Consider the following 19,834-nt stretch of genomic DNA (forward strand, 5'->3'; position numbering starts at 1 on the left):
GACTCAGGGCCGCGCGGTCACGAGTCGAGCTTGCGGAGCGACAGGCCGTGCTCGGCGAGGCGCTCGCGGACTTCCTTCAGCGAGGTGGCGCCGAAGTTCTTGATGCCCATGAGCTCGGCCTCGGTGTGGCTGGCGAGGTCGCCGAGGGTCTGGATGCTCAGGAGCTGCAGGGCCTTGCGGGCGCGGACGGAGAGTTGCAGTTCGGCGACCGGCTTGGCCAGCACGGTCTCCTTGCCGGTGCCCTTGTACTGCTCGATCAGCGCGCGTCGGGCGGCGCGGTGGGCGTCTTCCAGCCCCTGACCCAGGCGCAGGCCCTTCGCGTTCAGCATCTTGCGGATTTCCTGCAGGCTGCTGTCACCGAAGTTCTTGTACGCGAGCAGTTCGGCCTCGGTGATGCGCAGGAGGTCGCCGAGCGTGCGGATGTTCATCTTCTTCAGGCACGTGCGGGCGCGAACGGAGAGCTCAAAGTCCGTCACCGGCGTGTCGAGCAGCGCCTTGCGCTTGAAGATGTCGCGGTCCTGCTCCTCGACGACGACCATCTCGCGGCTCGCGAGAACGTCCTTCATGTAGAGCTGGGCGCGGGCGTGGTTCGGGCGGGTGTCGAGCACCTGGCGCAGGCAGCGCTCGGCCGCGGCGTAGTCGCCCCGGTCCTCGTACATGACGGCGAGGTTCACCAGCGCGTTCACCATCGGGGGCTGCTGGTCGCAGCAGCGCTCGTAGAGCGCGAGCGACTCTTCTTCCTCGCCGCAGAGGTCAAGCTGGAAGGCCAGGTGGAAGAGGGCCTCGGGGTTGTCGGGGTCGGCGTTGACGGCACGCCGCAGTTCGTGGAGCGACTGCTCGCGCTCGCCGGAGGCGAGGGCCGCGCGGGCGGCGGTGAGCGCCTTCGCCGCGGCGGCGGCGTCCTTCTTGGTGGTGTCCGAGAATCCGATGACCGTGTCGAGGGGGTCGTGGGCCATGGGCGCCAAGTCTCCTGCGGGCGGGCGAGAAATCAGGAGGGAAGGATAGGAGGGCACCGGCGGGCCGGGCGGACGGCGTGTTACACGATTCCGTCGGTCGTGGCGCCCGCGGCGGCGGCGGGTTCGGGGGTCGGCGTGCGGTCGGCAGCCCCCGGCCCGCTCGGGGTGTCGTGGACAACCTTGATCGACTTCCACCGCCCGCTCAAGAACCGCGCGAGCAGCGCGATGCACAGCACGGTGATGTACCCCGCCGCGGCGATCCAGGGCCCCAGCGAGCCCAGCGACGGCGCGAACTCCACGAACGCGAACCCGCCGCCCACGATGAGCACCCACGACGCGATGACGGTGAACACCCCGGGAAAGACGGTGTCACCCGCGCCGCGGAGCGCGCCCGAGATGATCATGGCCCCGGCGTCGAACAACTGGAACGCCGCGGTCGCCATGAGGAACCCCGAGCCGATCTCCACGAGGCGTTCGACGGCCTCGGGGTCGGTGGTGCCGGGGACGAAGAACCGGATGAGCTCCTCGCGGAAGACGAGGAACAGCACGCCGCAGATCCCCATGTAGATGACCGACGCCCGCAGGCACAGGAACGCCCGATGCTGCGCCAGGTCGCTGCGGCCCATGCCCTGGTACTTGCCGACGAGCGCGGTGCACGCGACGGAAAGCCCCACGGCCGGCATGAACGAGAGCGACATGTACTGGTGCGCGATCCACCCCGCCGTGGCGTGCTCGCGCCCGAAATGGCTCACGAGGTACACCATGAAGATCGACCAGCAGGCCATCTCGTTGCCGAACATGATCCCGCCGGGCCAGCCGAGGCGCACGATGTCGCGCACCACGGGCAGCGACGGGCGCCACGCGGCACGCGTCCGGTACTTCGTGTTCATCGCGCGCCCGAGGAAAACGCCCATCGGGATGGCGGCCTCGACGAGCGTTGCGATGACCGTGCCGATGGCCGAGCCGGCGACGCCGAGCTTGGGCAGCCCGAAGAGCCCGAAGGTGAGCACGTAGCTGATGCCGAGGTTGAAGATGTTGGCCGCGACCCCGGCGACCATGACGACCTTCGCCTTGTGCATGCCGTAGAAAAACTGCGACATGGAGCGCGTCACCATCGTGATGAACGAGCCCCAGAGCAGGATCTGGCCGTACTGCGTCGCGAGGCGCGCCTGCGCGGGGTCCATCTTCGCGGCGTCGAAGATGGCCGGGAGCGTGAAGGAAAAGGGGAAGAGGAAGACTGCCCAGAAGAGCAGCCCCAGCCACAGCCCGTTCCACGCGTACGCCGGCCCGCGCTCCGGACGCCCCGCGCCCATGTTCTGCGAGACGAACGTGTTGATGATCGTGAGCGTGCCGTGCAGGATCGACATGGGCACCCAGGCCGCCAGCCCGCCGTTGCCCTGCGCGCCGACGTAGATCGGCTCGGGGCCGATCATCGAGACCAGCCACTTATCGGTGAACGTCATCAGCGTGTACGACGTCATCGTCGCGACCGTGGGGCCCGCGATCGCGAGCGTCTCACGCCACGGGCTGGCGGCGGGGCGCGTGTGGGCGGAATCGAGTGCGGTCGACATGGCGGAAACCTTGAGACGCGGGCACACGCACGGCGCGGCACGCGGAGGGTGAGCGACTGTCTGGGGTCAGGACGCGAGCGATGGGTGAGATGCGCGAAAAACGCGTCGGGGTGGACACGCCGCGGAAACACGCGGGCCGCGGCACGGGCGTCCGGCCCGGCCGCGCGGGGTCGCCGCGGCGTCGTCTACGGTCGGGCAATGTGCCGTCGCTGGTCCATGGTCGCAGAGGATAGGCGGGGGCGAGAAGGGTGGGCCAGGTGATCACGCGGCGAGGGAGGCGGCGAGGCGGTCGATCCTCGCCCCGCAGGGGCGCCGGGCTCTAGCCACGGGTGAAGCGAAGCCCGCGTCTTCGCGGGCGGAGCGCAACCCGTGGAAGAGGACACGCACTCTCGGTTCTGCCTCGAAGGGGCAGAGGAATCGCCTGATCGCACGTACTCAATCAAACACGAACTCCTCGTCGAACTCCACGCCATGAGCGCGGAGGATCTGTAACAACTCCGACTTGAAGTCCTCCTTCTCGTGATGTTCGTCCTGCCCGGCGATGTACTTCTTCGCCGCCTTTTCCTGCGACTTACTGACGGTGAAGATGCTGCATCCCTCCTGCCACGTGAAGTTACGCAGGGCCCAGCCGTGGCTACAAGCCGCGGCCCCTGTCGGGGCCGCGAATGGATGAGCGGGCGTGACTGAACGCGAGCGGGAGTGACCGGGCGCAATCGCATTCAAGCGGGTGCGATCGGAGAGGATGGGGCGCGATCGGAAGCGATCGCGCCCCGTTCAGGCGGTGGGCTCGCGCCCCTACACCCCCGCGAGCCGCAGCGCGAGGTCGATGGCGGCGGCGGTGCTGCCGGGGTGGGCGGCGTGGGTGCCGGCGATGTCGAACGCGGTGCCGTGGTCGGGGCTGGTGCGGACGATGGGCAGGCCGACGGTGAAGTTGACGGCCCGGTCGCGCGCGAGGGTCTTGAGGGGGATGAGTCCCTGGTCGTGGTACATCGCGACCGCGAGGTCGAAGCGCGCGGGGGCGAGGCCCGGGAAGGCGAGCGCGCCGGCGAACATGGTGTCGGCCGGGTGGGGGCCGGAGGCGTCGATGCCCGCCGCGCGCGCGAGCGTGACGGCGGGGGCGATGATGTCGCGATCTTCGGAGCCGAGGAGGCCCTCTTCGCCGGCGTGGGGGTTGAGGCCGCAGACGCCCACGCGGGGGCGATCGACGCCGAGCCGGCGCATGGTGTCGTGCCCGAGGCGGATGATCTGCACGAGTCGCGGCGTGGTCAGGAGCGCGGGGACGTCGCGCAGGGGGCGATGCACGGTGGCGAGGATGACGTTGAGGCCCGCGGGGAGCGCGGGCGGCGTGCCGGGCGCCGGTGTAGGCGACGGCGCGGGCGGCGCGTGGAACATCATCGCGGCGTGGGGCGCGTTGCAGCGGGCGGCGAGGAGTTCGGTGTGCCCCGGAAACTCCGCGTGCCCCGCGAGCGCCCACGCGCGCTTCGAGATCGGCCCGGTCACGATCGCGTGCGCGTGTGATGGATGGTCGCGGGGCAGGAGGGCGGCGTCGATGGCGCGCTGCACGCACCAGAACGAGATCTCGCCCGAGCGCCTGTCGTCGTGCGCGGGGAACGGGTCGCGCGGGCGCGGGTCGGGGGGTTCGACGAGCGTGATCGCGCCCGGCGCGGGGTCGAGCGTGAAGGACGGGAAGGCGGGCAGGATGCAGACGTCGCTGTGGCGGGCGGCGCAGGCCTCGAAGAAGGCGCGGGCCGGGCAGAAGACGAGCCACCGTGCGCGGGCGCGGCGCGCGGGATCGGCGAGGGCGGCGGCGACAACCTCGGGCCCGATGCCGCCCGGGTCGCCTGCGGAGATCGCGACGAGCGGCGTCACGGGCGGATCGTATCGCGTGGCGGCGGCGGGGCGTTTCGGGGCGGGGCTAGAGTGGGGGAAGACAGGAGTCTTCGCATGCAGGTGACCGCCGCTGCCGTACTGCTCTCGCTCGCCGCCGGCCTTGGCCTGATGGCCACCCAGCCGGAGAAGACAGGCGGGCAACCGACCACGCAACCCGGCGCCGCTGCGCCGGGGAAGGACACGTCGATGACGAACACCGAGTCGGGCGGAGCGCAGCCCGGAAAGGCCGAGGCGCCGGACGGGACGATGCTGGACATTGTGCAGACCTCGTCCATCTGTCTGCTCATGGAGGATCTGAAGGTCGGGACCGGCCCGGAGGCCAAGCCGAGCTCGACGATCAAGATCAACTACCACGGCACGCTCAAGAACGGCAAAGTCTTCGACTCGACGCGCGGCAAGGCGCCCATCGAGTTCCCGCTCTCGAACCTCATCAAGGGCTGGCAGATGGGCATCCCCGGCATGAAGGTCGGGGGCGTGCGGCGCCTCACCATCCCGTGGCAGTTGGCGTACGGCGAGCAGGAGATCCCGGATCGTCAGAACGGCGGGGTGCTCATCCCCGCGCGGAGCGACCTGGTGTTCTCGATCGAACTCCTCGGCGTGAAGTAATCGCCCTCGCCCGTCAGGCCCGGAAGATCGAGCCGAGCTTCTTCCCCAGCAGCAGGCTCGCGGCGAAGATCGTCGTCGTGAGCAGCGCCATGCCCCACACGCCCATCGCGCTGGCGATGTACGGCCCGTCGCCCAGCCGGTCCATGAACGCCAGGATCGCCTTGGTGATCGGGTAGTCGGCCGTCTGCTGCGCCAGGATCAGCGAGTCACTCACCTCGAGCATCGAGAAGCTGAAGACCAGCAGCCCGCCCGCGATCAGGTTCGCCATGATGAGCGGCACGATCACGCGACGAACCGCGGTGAACCGCGACGCGCCCAGGTTCATCGCCGCCTCTTCCAGGTCGCCGCTGGTCTGCTCGAGCCCCGCGACCGTCGACCGCACGACGTACGGCAGGCGCCGCACGGCGTACGCGACGATCAGGAACGGCACGGGGCTGGGGTCGGTCGCGAGGATGCTCGCGAACCCGCTGAGCGGGCCGTCCTTGCCGAAGGGCCAGCGCAGGCTCATCGCGACGAAGCCGAACGCCAGCACGAGCCCGGGCACGGCGAGGGGAAGCATGCACAGGGCGTCGAGCAGCCAGCGCCCGCGGAGGGTGGTGCGGACGATGAGGTAGGCGATGAGCAGCCCGATGCCGATGTCGACGATCATCGCGAGCGCCGAGAGCTGGAGGCTGTTGGAGATGGCGCCGAACGCGTCCGCGCTGGTGAGCGCCTGCTCGTAGTGCGAGGCGGTGAAGGCGGTCGGGAGCACCGTGGCGTACCACGCCCCGGGGCGCGTCACGCTCGTCAGCACCACGCCCAGGTGCGGGAGCAGCGCGAGGAACGCGACCAGGGCGAACGCGCCGGTGGCGGCCAGCCCCGCGAACCCCGTGAGCGGGGCCGCGGCCCCGGCACGCGAGGCGCGCGTCTGCATCGCGTAGCCCTGGCGACCGAACGCGAACTTGCCGATCGCGTACGACAGGATCGCGATGGCGAGCACGACCACGGTGAGGGCGTAGGGGCGGGCCGAGTTCTCCACTTCCTTCAGCCCGTTGAAGATCTGCACCGACGCGACCTCGTAGTAGTCGAACATCAGGGGCGTGCCGAGCTCGGTGAAACTCCAGATGAAGACGATGGTCGCCCCCGCGAAGAGGCCCGGGCGAACGAGCGGGAGCGTGATGCGTCCGAACCGCCGGGCGAAGGAGGCGCCCAGGCTGCGCCCGGCCTCGTCGAGCGCGGGGTCGAGGTTCGCGAGCGACGCCGTCGCGTTCAGATAGATGATGGGGTACAGGCCCAGGGCCTGCACGACGACGACGCCGGCCATGGCGGCGTTGCCGAGGATGTCGATGTCGGTGCCGAGCAACGCGTTCAGCGCCCCCTCACGCCCCAGGATCGCACGCATGCCCAACGCCCCGACGAACGGGGGCAAGATCAGCGGGACGAGCACCGCCGCGTTGAAGAAACGCTTGCCGGGGAAGTCGAACTGCGCCGACAGCACCGCGAGCGGCAGCGCGATGAGCACCGACAGCACGGTGGTCAGCGTCGCGATGGTGAGCGAGTTCGCGAGGGCACGCACCAGCCGGGGGTCTTCAAAGACCAGGCGCAGGTGGGAGAGCGTGAAGCCGGTGCGGGCGGCCGGATCCTCGTAGAACCCGCCCCGCACGGTGAGGATGATGGGGTAGACCAGGAACGCGCCGAGCGCGCAGAGGCACGCCCCCAGCAGCAGGTACTGCCATGCACGTCGCGCGTACCGGGCCGGGGATCGGGGCACGGGGCGGAGTGTAGCGACCGGTGCCCGCCGGGTGGCGAGGCCTAGACGGGCGCGACGAGGGCGCGCGGGCCCAGCGTCAGGATGGTGCGACGCCCCGGGTCGCGCCGGGCCAGGTAGTCGTTGAGGCGGTCGAGCGTGACGGCGTCGATCGCGTCCGCAAGTTCGTCGAGCGCACGCGGCCGTCCGATGCGGCGCATGTCCGAGGCCAGCGCGGCGGCGCGGGCGGCGGTGGATTCCCCGCTGAAGACCAGCGCGGACTTCATGCCGATGCGGGCGCGGTCGAACTCGTCCTGCGTGACGCGGCCCGCGGGCGTGCCCGGACGATCCAGCTCCGCGAGGAGCACGTCGAGCGACTGCTGGGCGCGCTCCGGGGTGGTGCCGACGTACGCCGAGAAGAGCCCGAAGGCCCGATCGCCCTGATAGGACGCGCTGACGCTGTAGCACAGACCACGCTTCTCGCGAACCTCGGTGAACAGGCGGCCCGACATGCCGCCGGAAAGGACGGCGGCGCGGAGCTTCTCGAGGATGGAGTCGGGATGATGTTCGGGTGGCGCGTCCGAGACGACGAGGATCTGGACCTGGCTGGTGTCGTCCTGCTCGTGCGAGTAGCCCCGAACGGGGGCGGCTCCGGGCGCGGGCTCGGGGTTGGAGCCGGTCCAGTCGGTGATAAGGGGCTCGAGCGAGGCGAGGACGCTCTCGCGCGAGACATCTCCGGCGACGGCGACGACGGAGCCGCGCGGGCGAGCGCATCGGGCCCAGCCGTCGAGGAGATCGTCGCGCGAGATGGCGCGGAGGCCGGGCTCATCGCCCAGGCCCGAGCGATTGAGGGGATCGGGGAGGTGCCGCTCGCGCGCGAGCAGGACCGCGCGTTCGTGCGGATCGTCGTGGAGCGAGGCGAGCGCCTGGAGGGCGAGGTCGCGCGCGGGATCGATGGCGTCGGGGCTCATGCGCGGGCGGCGGACCATGTCGAGGAGCAGCGGGAGCGCGATGGGGAGGCTGCGCCCGACGAAGACGCCGGCGATGCGGAAGGTGATCGGGCCGCACGACGCGGTGCGCGAGACGCCCGCGCGATCGAAGGCGTCGGCCTGCTGTCGCGAGGAGAGGTCGCCCGCGCCGCGCATGACGAGTTCGCTCCACATGGCGGCGCGTCCGAGGCGATCGGCGGGATCGAAGGCGCCGCCGGCGGGGAGCAGGATGGAGATGGCGGCGCTCTTGACGCCCGGCATGCGCTCGACGGCGAGCGCGAGGCCGTTGGGCAGCGTGATGGTGGTGATGTCGTTCATGCGGGGTCGATCTCGCGACGATGAGGAGAGTCTACGGAGAGGCGCGCGAGCGACGGTTGATCGTCGTCTGCAATTTTTCGTGTGAACTCAAGCGGCGCGCGAGCGACTTCCGATAATCTGCCAGCATGAGCGGCGGGGTATGCGGGGCATGGTGCGCCGCGCCGCCGACAGGAACGCACGACGGAGAACGCGTCATGGCGAAGAAGAAGGCCAAGAAGAAGGCCAAGAAGAAAGCCTCGAAGTAAGCGGGCGGCCGATGCCGCCCCGATCGGTGATCCACTCTCAAGGAGTCCATTTCATGGCGAAGAAGAAGGCCAAGAAGAAGGCCAAGAAGAAGGCGAAGAAGAAGTAGCGCCTCGCCGCGGCGGGCGGGGCGCGGCGTCCCATCCGGGCGCCCTCGCGAGCACACGCTCGCGCCTCGCACTCAAGCCCGCGCGGCCCTGCCAACCGGCGACGCACGCCACCTGCGTGCCCTCCGCGAGATTCTGACGCGGAGCCGCTCGCCGACAATCAGACGAACTCGACGGGGCGGGGCCGCGAACAGCGGTCCCGCTTCCGTTTTGCACGTCCTCCCGCCCCCCGTGAACCCCCGCCCGCGACGCCGTGAGTCGCGCGTGAACCGACGGTGAGCGCCGATCCACCTCAATTCGCCCGCCGCGACCCCTTGCCACAGCGTCTCGCCCAACCCACAATGCTGGCGTGAGCGATCGCGACCCGATGGCTGCGCTTCGCCGCCTCCTCTGGGCGGGCACCGGCGGCATGCTGCTCGCCGACGAGCACGCGGTCGAGGTGAAGTTCGTGGTCGATCCCGCGTCCGGGCGGCCCGTCTTCAACTCTCCCATCCCGCTCGACGACGCCGAGTCCGCCACGCTCTGCACCCCCGACGAGGGCGCCGACGCGCTGCAACTGCTGGGCGTGCCCACACCTGTACCCCGGGGGCATGCGCTCACCGCGCGCTGGGAGGCCAGCTTCGGCCGCCCCGAGCATGCACCGTGGTACCGATTGGAGATCGAGGCGGTGCGCCGAGCGGACGTCATCGCGTCCGGCCCGGAGGTCATCCGCGCCAGCCCCATCGGCGCGATAGAACGAGACCTCTGCCGCGTGATGAACGAGGACGCGGCCCGTCTGGCGGACGTGTGCCTGGCGCGCGCCGGCGTTCGCCCGGCGGCGCCGGTCGCGCTGGGCGTCGACCCGTGGGGCGTGCAGGTTCGGGGCAGGTTCGGGCTGGTGCGTCTGGAGTTCGACGATGAAGCCTCCAGTGCAGAGGATGCGCGCCGCGCCGTCGAACGCCTCATGGGGGCGCGGGCATGAACGCGATGGGGCTCCGCGAGGCGCACGCGCATATCCCGATGCTCGGTCTCGCCTTGCGCACGCTCGACCTCTCGGACTGCGTCTCGCGCGAGGAATGCCTGGAACGCCTGCGCGAGCGTGCGGATGCGCTGTCGGCCGACGACCCCGCCGGGAAGCGCTGGCTGGCGGCCCGGGGTGCGCGGGTCAGCGCCTGGCGCGACGCTCGTTGGCCCACGCGTGATGAAATCGACGCGATCGCGAGCGGCCGACCGGCGTACGTGATGTCGTTCGATCACCACGCGCTCGTCGCGGGGAGCGCCGCGTTCCGAGCCGCGGGCATCGCCGACGCCGACCCAGACCCGCCCGGCGGGGTGGTCGAGCGGGCGCGCGACGGCACGCCGACGGGCCTGCTGCTGGAGAGCGCGGCGTGGAAGGTGCGGGTCGCCGAGCCCGAGCCGCAGGGCGAGGAACGCGCGCGCGTCGTGCTCGACGCGCTCGCCCACCTGCGGGCGCTGGGGTTCTCGGAGGTGCACGACCTGCTGAGCCCGGCGTGGCTGGGCCCGGAGTTGTCGCGCATGGCGTCGGCGGGAGAACTGCCGGTGCTCGTCAAGCTCTACCCGGCGCTGGAAGTGTTCGACGAGGTGCTGGCGGGCGCAGGGGCGTGGCAGCGCGACGACGTCGTGCTGGCGGGCGCCAAGGTGTTCGTGGACGGCACGCTCAACGCCCGCACCGCGTGGATGCTGGAGCCCTACGCCGACCCGATGCCCGAGCGCCCGACGGGCATGGCGCTGCTGACCCCCGCGCAGTTGGACGGGGCGATCGCCCGGACGCGGGCGGCCCGGCTCGGCCTGGCGGCGCACGCGATCGGCGACGGCGCGGTGCGGGCCGTGCTCGACGCATGGGAGCGCGCCGGCCCCGGCAAGCACGTGTGGATCCGCCCGGGGACCCCCGCGCTGCGCATCGAGCACGCGGAACTGGTGCACCCGGCGGACGTCGGGCGGTTCGCGGGGCTGGGAGTGGTGTGCAGCGTGCAGCCGTGCCACCTGCTGACGGACATCGAGGTGCTGGAGCGGCAGTTGGCCGACCGGCTCGAGCGCGTGCTGCCGCTGCGCGATCTCATGGCGAGCGGATGCCGCCCGGGAGAGCTGCTGTGGTTCGGCAGCGACGTGCCGATCGTGCGGGCGAACCCGGAGGATTCGGTGCGGGCGGCGGTGGATCGCGGACGCGCGGGGATGGCGCGGGAACGGCGGATCGCGCCGAGGCAGGCCATCAGCGAGGCCGACGCGTGGCGGTGTTTCGAGCGCACCCCGCCCACATAGAATGGATGGCCGCGCGCCGGGCGATTGGTCCCGCGCGGGCGGCGGGAGGTGCGCGACATGCGCCAGGACATCCGGTACAACAACGTGATCGCGGGCGACGAGGCGCGGATCGCGCAGGCGGCGGCGGACGCGGCGCCTGGGCAGAGCGCGTCGGAGATCGACGCCGACAAGTTCTACATCACGCAGCGCTACGAGCTGTACACGCGGGCCGATCACGACGTGTGGCGGGACCTCTTCGACCGGCGGTGGACGGTGCTCGAGCAGCAGGTGTCGCGCCAGTTCATCGAGGGGATGCGGATTCTCCGCCTCACGCGCGACCGCCTCCCGCTGCTCGACGACCTGGTGCTGGCGCAGGACATCGAGATCGCTGGCGGCGTGAAGGTGGCGGGCGGCACGCGCCTCGACGGGATCAACAAGTTCCTGCAGGCGCAGAGCGAGTGGGCGAGCTACGGCGTGCCGGGCTACCTGCCGGCCAAGGCGTTCTTCGCGTGCCTCGCGCAGCGCGAGTTCCCCACGACGGTGCTCATCCGCCCGCGCGAGGTCATGGACTACCTGCCCGAGCCGGACATCTTCCACGACGTCTTCGGGCACGTCCCGCTGCACACGCTCAAGGTGTTCGCCGACTTCCTGCAGACCTACGGGAAGGCGGCCCTCCTCTGCGACGATCCGACGCACGTGACGCACCTGGCGCGCCTGTTCTGGTTCACCGTCGAGTTCGGCCTCATCCGCGAGGACGGGCAGGTAAAGGTGTACGGCAGCGGGCTGGTGAGCAGCCACGCGGAGAGCGAGTACGCCCTCAAGGGCCAGTGGGAGCGCGCGGGCGGGGCGGGCACGCCCGACTGCACGCCCCGCGAGGTGCCGGAGTGGCGCCCGTTCGACCTCCGCCGCATCTGCGAGACCGACTTCGAAATCGACCACTTCCAGCCGATCTACTACGTCCTCGACAGCTTCGAACAGCTGCGCGACGCGATGAACGACTACGCCGAGGAAGTGATCGGCGAGGCGGGGCTGGCGGCGGCCGGGCGACGGTAACAGGCGACGCCCTCCCGCGTATGCGCGCCGAATCGTGGTAGCATCGCTCATCCATGCGGAGGAAGTCGCCATGTGTGCACAGATTCGATCGTGGGCGGCGCCCGGCGGCGGGCGCGTCCGGGGCGTCGTGCGTGCGGGCCTGCTCGGCGCCATCGGGTGCCTGGCGCTGTGGAGCCCGGGCGTGAGCGCGGCCCAGCCCGCGGGGCGCGGCGGATACCGCGAGCCCCCCGAGGCCATCCGGGCGGTGCTCGATACCCCGCCCACGCCGGGCGTGTCGATCAGCCCGGACGGATCGCGCATGCTGCTGCTGCACTATCGCGGGCTGCCCCCAGTGTCCGATCTGTCGGCGCCGATGCTGCGTCTGGGCGGGTCGCGGCTGAACCCGCTGACGAGCGGGCCGCACGGGCCCAGGCGCATCAGCGGGTTCACGCTGCGCGACGTCGCCGGCAAGGCGGCGCCGATGCCGGTCGACCTGGGGGGCGAGGCGAACCTGTCGGGCCCGTCGTGGTCGGTGGATGGGCGCTTCGCGATGTTCACGAACACGCTGGATCAGGGCGTGGAGTTGTGGGTGCTCGACGTCGCGAGCGGGAAGGCCAAGCGCCTGACCGACGCGACGGTGCACGGTGCGTCGGGCGCCACGGCCCGCTGGATGCCCGATCAGAAGCACCTGCTGGTCAAGTTCGTGCCGCAGGGGCGCGGGGCGATGCCCGAACGCCCGCGCCGCCCGGACGGCCCGGTGGTGCAGGACGCGACGGGCGAGACCGCCCCGGTGCGGACGTACCAGGACCTGCTTTCCGACACGTACGACGAGGCGCTGTTCGACTGGATCATGCCCTCGCAGTTGGCGGTGGTGAATGTCGAGACGGGCGCGCGGCGGAACATCGGCACGCCGGGGATCTACGCGGAGGCGTCGGCGAGCCCGTCGGGCGAGTACCTGCTGGTGGGGCGGGTGGAACGCCCGTACTCGTTCCTGGTGCCGTGGAGCCTGTTCCCGCAGGTCTGGGAGGTCTGGAGCGCGTCGGACGGGCGGGTGGTAAAGGAAGTCGCGCGGATGCCGCTGCGCGACACGATCCCGACGCAGGGCGTGCAGACCGGGCCGCGCGGGCTGGAATGGGTGGAGGTTCGTCCGGCGACGCTGCTCTGGGCCGAGGCGCTGGACGGCGGCGACCCACGGAAGAAGGTAGAGCACCGCGATCGGGTGATGACGTGGGCGGCGCCCTTCGCGGGCGAGCCGTCGGAGTTCCTGCGCGTGCAGCACCGGTTCAGCGGCGTCACGTGGATGGAAGAGGCGCCCGGCGCCCCGACGTCGCGCGCAATGCTGAGCGAGTACGAGCGTGAGCGGCGCTGGACGCGGACGTACCTGATCGAGGCCGACCGGGCGATGTCGCGCACCGGCGAGACGCGGGTGGTGTTCGACCGGTCGATCAACGACCGGTACAACGACCCGGGCTCGCCGATCACCGATCGCACGGCGCAGGGCTTCACGGTGATCAAGGTGCACGACGACGGGGTGTTCCTGGCCGGGGCCGGGGCGACGCCCGAGGGCGAGCGTCCGTTCCTGGATCGCCTGTCGCTGGCGGATCTGTCGACGACGCGCCTGTGGCGCTGCGAGGGCGAGCAGTACGAGAGCGTGATCGACGTGGTGGAGGGCCGGGCCGAGCCCGGGCTGCTGGTGCTGACGTCGCACGAGACGAAGACGAGCCCGCCGAACGTGCGGGTGCGCACGCTGTCCGGGGGCGGGCTGAGCGAGGCGCGGGCGGTGACCGACTTTAAGGACCCCACGCCCCAGATCCGCTCGATCAAGAAGGAGATCGTGACGTACGCGCGGGCGGACGGCGTGCCGCTGTCGGCGACGGTGTTCACCCCGCCCGGGTACACGGGGGGCGAGCGCCTGCCGCTGATCATCTGGGCGTACCCGAACGAAGTGTCCGACGCGTCGACCGCCGGGCAGGTCGAAGGGTCGGAGCACCGGTTCACGCGGATCGCGGGGAGCAGCCACCTGTTCCTGCTGCTCGCGGGCTACGCGGTGATGGACGACGCGTCGATGCCGGTGGTGGGAGACCCCGAGACGGTGAACAACACGTTCGTGACGCAGATCGTCGCGAACGCGCAGGCGGCGATCGACAAGGCGGCGGCGATGGGCGTGGCCGATCCGCGCCGCGTGGGCGTCGCGGGGCACAGCTACGGCGCGTTCATGACCGCCAACCTGCTGGCGCACGCGCCGGCGGGGATGTTCCGCGCCGGGGTCGCGCGCAGCGGGGCGTACAACCGCACGCTCACGCCCTTCGGGTTCCAGAGCGAACGCCGCAGCTTCTGGGAAGCCCGCGACGTCTACGTGAACATGTCGCCCTTCACGTTCGCGGACAAGATCAAGACGCCGGTGCTGCTCATCCACGGGCAGATCGACAACAACTCCGGCACCTTCCCCATCCAGTCCGAACGCCTGTTCCAGGCCATCAAGGGCCAGGGCGGGACGGCGCGACTGGTCGTGCTGCCCTACGAGAGCCACGGGTACGCGGCCCGGGAGAGCGTCGGGCACGTGCTCGCCGAGATGGTCGAGTGGTTCGACCGGTACGTCAAGCCCATCGGGGCACCGGAGGCCGGAGCGCCGTGAGCGACGCGCCGTCGACGGGCGTGCCCGTTCGCACCGACGCGCACGAGCCCGCGCCGCCGGAAGCCGCGCCGCCCGAAGGCGCGCCGCCGGTACGAGCGCCGTTCCCGCCCCGGTTGCCCCCGCCCCTCCCCGACCGCGTGACGGTGCTGCCGCCGACGGCCTCCGTGCCGTGCGTCGGGTGCGGGTACGAACTGCGGGGCCTGCCCGGCGACGCGGTATGCCCGGAGTGTGCGCGTCCGGTGAGCGAATCGCGGGCGCTGGTGGCGGGGGAGTTGCCCGCCGGGCGCGTCATCGAACTGGCGGCGCTTCTGAGGCGGATGCACACGATCGGCTGGTGGTCGATCTCGCTGGCCTGGGGAGCCTTCGCGGTGGCGTTTGTCGTCGCGGCGCTCATGGCCGGGGGACGGGAAGTCGTCCTGTTCGCCGTGATGACGGTGTCGGCCGCCCTGGCGTGGTGGTTCGTGCGCACGCTCCGGGACGTGCGTCCCGCGCTCTCGGACATCGCGGAGCGGCATCACCTCGAGGTGCGGCTGCGACGCACCGAGATTTCGGCCGGCGCGGTCGCCGCCATCGCGACTGTCACGGCCATCATCGCGGGCCTGCGCATCGTGCCATCGCCCTTGGTGGGCAATGTGCTGCCGGTGATCGAGCCCTGGGTCGAGCAGGTGCGCTCGCTGGGATTCCTCGTGCTGCTGTGGGTGCACGTCGCGGCGATGGCGCCGGTGCTGTCGTTCCTCATGCGCCAGACCGAGAATCGCGCCGCCGTCGAGTCGTTGCAGCGGCTCATGCGGGCCGTGCCCTGGATCATCGGCCTTGTGGCGGCGAACTGGGTCGTCCGCGTGACGAAGCTGAACGAGGTGCATGGGCTTCAAGTCCTCGGGCTGCTGGGCCTGGCCTTCTGGGGCGTGGTCTTCATCGTCTACCGCTACCTGGGGCTGCTGCAGCGCAGTGCCAAGGACCTGCGCTCACGCCTCAGCCCCGCGGCAGGTGCGTGAGTATGTCGAGTACGCCCTCGATCTCCGCGTGCGGCGAGACGTAATCGGCCCGGGCCTTCAGTTCCGGGGCCGCGTTCGCCGGGCACGCGAACCACCCGACGCTCTCGCGGATCGCCAGGTCGCCCAGCGTGTCGCCGATCCCCGCCAGGCGCGCCTTCGTAAGGCCCGCGCCCGCCACCGCCCGCGCGATCCCCGTGTCCTTGTTCACGTGCGCCAGGTCGCAGTTGACCCACGCGACCGTGCTCGAGACCCGCAGGGGCCACCCCTCGCGCGCAAAGACCTCGGCGAGGCGGGCCTTCTGCGCGAACAGCCACTCCCGATCGGCGTGCCACAGCGAGAGCGACGCGCTCTTGCCCGGCTGGATCATCACGCCGCGGGGCACCAGTTCGCGCTCGACCCAGGCCGTGGCCTCGCGGACGGCGCCCACGTGCGCGGGCGTGATGCCCGGGTCCATCTCGAAGCGCCCAACCCGCGGGTCGAACAGCCAGACGCCCATCTCGGCCACGCACGGCACGCTCGTGTTGCTCAGCAGGCGGCACAGGCACTCGACAAACGCCCCGGGGCGCCCGGAGCAGAGCGACAGCACCGGGCGGTCGGCCTCGCGCTGGGCCCGGACGTTGTGCTCCGCGAGGCGCGCCAGCGCGGGCGCATCGAGCGGAGCGCTGCTCTCGGGCGCCAGGCAGCCGTCGATGTCGCAGACGATGGCGTCGAAGGCGCGGGGTGCGGCGCGGGGTGTGGCGGGGTCGGGTGGCACGGGCGGAGGTTAGGACTTGAACACGGTGCCGATGTCCAACTGCAGCACCTTCATGGCGCTGAGCAACGCCGACACGACGCAGACGAGCAGGACGATGCTCCCGGCGAAGAGCATGGTGAAGTGGGTGAGCGCGTAGGGCATCGCCTCGACCGAGACGGACGACCCCAGCAGCGACGAGGCGCCCACGCCCAGCCCGAAGCCGATGAACCCCGAGACGAGCGCCTGCGCCGCGACCATCCGCAGGATCGTCGCGGTGCCCGCGCCCAGCGCCTTGAACGTCACGTAGTACCGGGCGTTGTCGACGGTGAAGAGGTAGAGCAGGAGCGAACTCACCGAGATGCCCACGACAACGGCGATGCCGATCATGAGCGCGATGCGCGCCACGACCCCCGTCGTGCGGACGTAGTACCAGTAGGTGTCGTCGGCGAACTGTGCCGAGGTACGGGCGCGCAGGCCGGTCGTGCGCTGGATGCGGTCCGCGACCTGCGCGGGCGTGCTGCCCGGGGCGGCACGCACCAGCACGAACGAGAGCAGGTTGCGCTGGCGCGGGGTGACGAACTCGGCGCGGCTGTAGGTGGTGTACATCACCGGCTTGGCGAGGAACCGCGGCGTCAGCTCGGCGATCCCCGCCACCACCAGGCGATGGTCGTTCACCACCATCTCGTCGCCCACGCGCAGCGGACGCGTGGGGAGCGAGAGGTCCGGCATGTTCCAGCCGACCGCGCGGGCGGGGGCCTCCACCGGCATCCGCATCAGCCCCTGCGCCGAGGACGAGTCCATGATCACGCTGTCCGTGGCGCGCAGCGCGTCGAGGCTCCCCGCCACCAGGTTCCTCGGCGCACCGATCAGCGTCGCGTCGTCCACGCCGATCAGCAGCACCGGGCGCAGCGCCCCGCTGGGAAGACGCACGCGCAGGCTCCCCGTGTAGAGCGGGACGGCCCACGCGACCCCCTGCACCCCGCGCACGCGCGACAGCGCGGTCGAGGGCATGCCCGCGGGCTCGTCCACGTACTCCACCGCCGGATCCATCACCCAGACCTCGGCCTCGGGAATGTCGCTCACCAGCGCGTAGCTGCGACGCATCATCCCCGAGAACATCGAGAGCATGTGCGTGATGAGGAACGTGCAGAGCAGGATCCCGAGCACCACGCCCAGCCACCGCGCCGTCTGGCCCAGCAGCATCCGGATGGCGATGCGGATCATCGCGAAACTGTATTGAGCCCGACGCCCGCCACGCCGGCGACCTTCCGCGGGGGCCGAGAACCACGGCGCACACGCCCGCGGACCCGGTACCCTGTGCCCGTGCTCCGGCTGTTCGCCCTCGCCATCTTCCTCTCCGCCGCGCTGCTCTTCCTCGTCCAGCCCATGACGGGCAAGGTGCTGCTGCCGATGCTCGGCGGGAGCCCGGCGGTGTGGAGCACGTGCATGGTGTTCTTCCAGGCGGTCCTGCTCGCGGGATACCTCTACGCGCACGCGCTCACCAGCCGCGCCACGGAGAAGACGCAGCGGATCGTCCACGTCGGCGTGCTGCTGGCCGCCGGCGCCCACGTCGCGTACGCGGCTCTCTCGGAGAACGGGCCCGTCGCGCGCCTCACGGCGGGCGTGCCCGTGGCCGACGCCGCGTCGCCCACGCTGTCGCTCGTGCTGACGCTCGCGCTGCTGGTGGGTCCGGGGTTCTTCGCGGTCTCGACGTCGGGCCCGCTGCTGCAGCGGTGGTTCTCGCGCACCGACCACCGGGCGGCGAAGGACCCGTACTTTCTGTACGCCGCGAGCAACGCGGGCAGTTTCGTCGGCCTGCTGGCATACCCGCTGCTGGTCGAGCCGCTGCTCTCGCGCGCGACGCAGTTCATGGCGTGGGGCGCCGCGTTCGTGGCCCTGGTCGCGCTGGTGGCGTGGGGCGCGGTGCGCGCCAGGCCCCGGCCCGAACCCGCGGCACGCGCCGAGGTTCCGGCCTCGTCGTCCGGCGGGCCGCCCGCCCTCGCAGCGAGCCCGCCCTCGAACGCCGATCGCCTGCGCTGGATCGTGCTGAGCCTCGTCCCCTCCAGCCTCATGCTCGGCGTAACGCAGCACATCTCGACCGATGTCGCGGCGATCCCGCTGCTGTGGGTCTTGCCCCTGTCGCTCTACCTGCTCTCCTTCGTGTGGGCGTTCTCGCCCCGGGTGGCGCCGTCCGCGCGGTGGTGGGGGCGGGTGGCGCCGTTCGCACTGCTGGGGATCGTGATCCCGACGCTCGCCGGCGCGACGTACCCGATCCTGGTCATCGCGGGGCTCCACGTCGGGGGCTTCCTCGTGCTGGCGATGCTGTGCCACACGCGCCTCGCGGAATCGCGCCCGCCGGCCGCGCACCTCACCGAGTTCTACCTGTGCCTGTCGCTCGGGGGCGTCCTGGGGGGCGTGCTCAACGCGCTCGTGGCGCCGGTGGTGTTCGAGCAGGTGCTGGAGTACCCGCTGGTGCTGGGCCTGGCGCTCCTCCTGCGCCCGCAGACCGACGACGTGCTGCGCGCCATGTCGCCCCGCCGCCGCCTGCTCGAATGGGGCGTCGCCGGCGTCGCGATGCTCGTCTTGCTCGTGGGCGTCCTGAACCTGATCACCGCCTCGCAGACCGGGGTCATCCTCGCGCCGTCCACCGACGGCGCCGGCAGTTCGTCGTACACGGCGCTGCTCGTGCTGGTGGGCATCCCCACGTTCATCGTGGCGCTGACACTGGTCCGGCGCGGGTCGGTGCGGTTCGCCGGCGCCGTGCTGGGCGTCATGCTCGGCGCGACGCTCGCCTCGGTGGGCGCCTACACCCTCGACATCCGGCGCACGTTCTTCGGCGTGCACGCCGTCGCCAGCGACCAGGCCAACACCCGGCGCGAACTGCGTCACGGCACAACCTTGCACGGCATCCAGCTCCGGACCGACTTCGTGCTGGGCGACCTGACGCCCTACCCCGACGCCGAGTTCCGCCGACGCCTGCTCTTTGCACGGGGCAACGCCGGCATCCCGCGCGAGGAACGCATCAAGTTCCTCCATCTCATCCCCACGACCTACTACCACCCGACGGGCCCCATCGGCGACGTCATGCGCGAACTCACCGACTCGGGGCGCCTCGATCGCGTCGCGCTCATCGGGCTCGGCACCGGCAGCCTGCTGGCGTACGCCCGCCCCAACTCGTCGTGGGACATCTACGAGATCGATCCGGCCGTGCTCGAGTTCGCGCGCACGCCCGCCTACTTCTCGTACATCACCGACGCGATGCGCGACCCCACGGTGCGCGTCGCCTCGCCCGCGCGCCCGGGAGATGGACGCGTCGACATCGCGAGCGCCCCCGCGGGCACGTACCGCCTCATCGTGATCGACGCGTTCTCGTCCGACGCCATCCCCGTGCACCTCATCACGCTCGAGGCGGTGCGGACGTACCTGCGCGTCCTGGCCGACGACGGCATCCTCGCGTTCCATGTCTCGAGCCGCTACTTCGAACTCGCGCCCGTGCTGGCGCGCATCGGCGAAGAAGAGAACCTGACCGTCCGCATGCGCCTCGACCCGCTCGTCCTCTCCGACGAAGCGAAGGAGGCCAAACGCCAGTCCGACTGGGTCGTGCTCGCGCGCTCCCCCGCGGCCCTCGGCTCGCTCGCGCTCCCCGGCGCCTGGCAAGCCCCGCCGCCCTCGACCGGCACCTCGCTCTGGACCGACGACTACTCGGACCTGCTGGGCTCGTTTCAGGGCTGGTGGCTGCCCGAAGAGTGACGCCCCCTGCCGGGCGTGCGGCCCGCGCCCGCCGCTACCCTGCGC

General features: G+C 71.3%; 15 protein-coding genes. 7 read left to right on the forward strand and 8 right to left on the reverse strand.

Annotation, left to right across the window (positions count from 1 at the left end; translation table 11 throughout):
• Positions 1-17: 17 nt before the first annotated feature.
• The 4 genes from SFY69_05560 to pdxA form a co-directional block, all read right to left on the reverse strand.
• Positions 18-956 carry a DNA-directed RNA polymerase subunit alpha C-terminal domain-containing protein gene (locus SFY69_05560; protein ID MDX2131498.1) on the reverse strand — a complete coding sequence of 313 codons (939 nt, stop codon included), beginning with the start codon at positions 954-956 and terminating at the stop codon, positions 18-20.
• A gap of 80 nt (positions 957-1,036) precedes the next feature.
• Positions 1,037-2,527, reverse strand: coding sequence for an MATE family efflux transporter (locus tag SFY69_05565; GenBank protein ID MDX2131499.1), 1,491 nt, complete (start codon positions 2,525-2,527; stop codon positions 1,037-1,039).
• A 435-nt stretch (positions 2,528-2,962) separates the two neighbouring features.
• On the reverse strand, positions 2,963-3,250 hold the full coding sequence (locus SFY69_05570) for a hypothetical protein (GenBank protein ID MDX2131500.1): 288 nt from the start codon (positions 3,248-3,250) through the stop codon (positions 2,963-2,965).
• A gap of 72 nt (positions 3,251-3,322) precedes the next feature.
• On the reverse strand, positions 3,323-4,396 hold the full coding sequence (pdxA, locus tag SFY69_05575) for a 4-hydroxythreonine-4-phosphate dehydrogenase PdxA (protein ID MDX2131501.1): 1,074 nt from the start codon (positions 4,394-4,396) through the stop codon (positions 3,323-3,325).
• A 75-nt stretch (positions 4,397-4,471) separates the two neighbouring features.
• Here pdxA and SFY69_05580 point away from each other — a divergent pair, with 75 nt between their 5' ends.
• Entirely contained in the window at positions 4,472-5,023 is a 552-nt protein-coding gene (locus tag SFY69_05580) for an FKBP-type peptidyl-prolyl cis-trans isomerase (protein MDX2131502.1), read from the forward strand.
• Positions 5,024-5,036: 13 nt separating this feature from the next.
• Here SFY69_05580 and SFY69_05585 read toward each other — a convergent pair whose 3' ends face one another.
• Both SFY69_05585 and SFY69_05590 read right to left on the reverse strand, forming a co-directional pair.
• Positions 5,037-6,773: an iron ABC transporter permease gene (locus SFY69_05585; protein MDX2131503.1), complete on the reverse strand. Its 1,737-nt coding sequence runs from the start codon at positions 6,771-6,773 to the stop codon at positions 5,037-5,039.
• Positions 6,774-6,814: 41 nt separating this feature from the next.
• On the reverse strand, positions 6,815-8,056 hold the full coding sequence (locus SFY69_05590; GenBank protein ID MDX2131504.1) for a pitrilysin family protein: 1,242 nt from the start codon (positions 8,054-8,056) through the stop codon (positions 6,815-6,817).
• A 699-nt stretch (positions 8,057-8,755) separates the two neighbouring features.
• Between SFY69_05590 and SFY69_05595 the strand changes: the two genes are divergently transcribed.
• From SFY69_05595 to SFY69_05615, 5 genes are all read left to right on the forward strand, one after another.
• Entirely contained in the window at positions 8,756-9,367 is a 612-nt protein-coding gene (locus SFY69_05595; protein MDX2131505.1) for a hypothetical protein, read from the forward strand.
• Positions 9,364-10,665, forward strand: coding sequence for an amidohydrolase family protein (locus tag SFY69_05600; protein MDX2131506.1), 1,302 nt, complete (start codon positions 9,364-9,366; stop codon positions 10,663-10,665). The genes SFY69_05595 and SFY69_05600 overlap by 4 nt, the downstream gene beginning before the upstream one ends.
• A 57-nt stretch (positions 10,666-10,722) precedes the next feature.
• Positions 10,723-11,697, forward strand: coding sequence for a phenylalanine 4-monooxygenase (locus tag SFY69_05605; GenBank protein ID MDX2131507.1), 975 nt, complete (start codon positions 10,723-10,725; stop codon positions 11,695-11,697).
• A gap of 70 nt (positions 11,698-11,767) precedes the next feature.
• The gene (locus SFY69_05610; protein ID MDX2131508.1) at positions 11,768-14,311 is read left to right on the forward strand and encodes a prolyl oligopeptidase family serine peptidase; all 2,544 of its coding nucleotides are present in this window, start codon (positions 11,768-11,770) and stop codon (positions 14,309-14,311) included.
• Positions 14,308-15,306 carry a hypothetical protein gene (locus tag SFY69_05615; GenBank protein ID MDX2131509.1) on the forward strand — a complete coding sequence of 333 codons (999 nt, stop codon included), beginning with the start codon at positions 14,308-14,310 and terminating at the stop codon, positions 15,304-15,306. Before SFY69_05610 ends, SFY69_05615 begins: the two co-directional genes overlap by 4 nt.
• On the opposite strand, the gene SFY69_05620 is transcribed toward SFY69_05615, so the two are convergent.
• Together SFY69_05620 and SFY69_05625 are read right to left on the reverse strand one after the other, a co-directional pair.
• Positions 15,284-16,060 carry an HAD hydrolase family protein gene (locus tag SFY69_05620; protein ID MDX2131510.1) on the reverse strand — a complete coding sequence of 259 codons (777 nt, stop codon included), beginning with the start codon at positions 16,058-16,060 and terminating at the stop codon, positions 15,284-15,286. The two genes, SFY69_05615 and SFY69_05620, sit on opposite strands and share 23 nt — an antisense overlap.
• A 9-nt stretch (positions 16,061-16,069) precedes the next feature.
• Complete coding sequence (locus tag SFY69_05625) at positions 16,070-17,263, reverse strand: ABC transporter permease (GenBank protein MDX2131511.1); 1,194 nt, start codon at positions 17,261-17,263, stop codon at positions 16,070-16,072.
• Positions 17,264-17,362: 99 nt separating this feature from the next.
• On the opposite strand from SFY69_05625, the gene SFY69_05630 reads away from it, so the two are divergent.
• Positions 17,363-19,789: a hypothetical protein gene (locus tag SFY69_05630; protein MDX2131512.1), complete on the forward strand. Its 2,427-nt coding sequence runs from the start codon at positions 17,363-17,365 to the stop codon at positions 19,787-19,789.
• Positions 19,790-19,834 lie beyond the last annotated feature (45 nt).

It is taken from the genome of Planctomycetota bacterium (assembly GCA_033763975.1).
In the GTDB taxonomy this organism is placed as follows: Bacteria; Planctomycetota; Phycisphaerae; order Phycisphaerales; family UBA1924; genus RI-211.